The organism is Mesorhizobium sp. M7A.F.Ca.US.005.03.2.1 (genome assembly GCF_003997795.1).
In the GTDB taxonomy this organism is placed as follows: Bacteria; Pseudomonadota; Alphaproteobacteria; order Rhizobiales; family Rhizobiaceae; genus Mesorhizobium; species Mesorhizobium ciceri.
In genome coordinates this window covers 1-918 of record NZ_RZRP01001383.1, presented here as the reverse complement: position 1 = coordinate 918, position 918 = coordinate 1, and the positions used below count along the sequence as shown (strand labels likewise).

Sequence of the window (918 nt, the reverse complement as noted above, 5' to 3'; positions counted from 1 at the left end):
TCTTCTGGCTGTCGCGCTCGACATAGATGGTCTGGTCGATGCGCACCGAGCCGTCCGGCTTCTCTTCCCATTTCTCGGTCTCGATATGCGAGGAATAGGGCAATTCCTGATGCAGCCTGAGATAAAGCTTCTCGCGCGTGATCTCGGCCGCGAGCTGGCGCATCGGCAGGTCCGAGATCTGGTCTTCCGGATAGTACCAGGGACCGACCGGCAGAGACTCGGCCAGATAATCGAGCACGTCCTTGCAGCCGGAACCGGTCAGCGCCGACACCATGAAGGTGCGCTTGAACGGCACCCTTTCGTTCGCTGCCGCCGACAGAGCCAGCAGCGCTTCGTGCTTGACGCGGTCGACCTTGTTGAGGATCAGCACCATCGGCTGGCGCACATCCTTCAGCCGTTCGAGGATGGCGTCGGCGTCGCCCCTGATGCCGCGCTCGGCGTCGATCAGAAGCAGTACGATATCGGCGTCCTTGGCCCCACCCCAGGCGGTGGTCACCATCGCCGTGTCGAGCCTTCGCTTCGGCTTGAAGATGCCGGGCGTGTCGACGAAAACGATTTGCGCATTGTCATGCGTGGCGATGCCGCGCACGATGGCGCGAGTCGTCTGCACCTTGTGGGTGACGATCGACACCTTGGCGCCGACCAATTGGTTGACCAAGGTCGACTTGCCCGCATTGGGCGCGCCGATCAGCGCGACAAAGCCGGAATGCGTGGCGGCGGCTGTGGTCGCCGGCTCTTCGGTAGCGGTCATGCCGCGCTCCCTTCACTGGAGGGCCGCGAGCCCCCCGATTTTTGGGCCGATGCGGCGGCCCAAACGCCTTCGCGCACAAGAAATGCCGAAGCCGCCGCTTCTTCGGCCGCCCTGCGCGAGCCGCCGGTGCCGCTTATCGGCGCAAAGCCGCGGACCTGCAAGGATAC

1 protein-coding gene and 1 pseudogene are annotated in these 918 nt (G+C 64.2%); both read right to left on the bottom strand.

Translation table 11 applies throughout. The annotated features are described in order from the left end of the window. Nucleotides 1–751, bottom strand: a 751-nt coding sequence (gene era / locus EN991_RS37945; protein ID WP_127370616.1) for a GTPase Era, incomplete at its 3' end; no start/stop codon positions are given. Then, nucleotides 748–918, bottom strand: a pseudogene (locus EN991_RS41475) (ribonuclease III); the annotation flags it as partial. The pseudogene EN991_RS41475 and the gene era, both read right to left, overlap by 4 nt.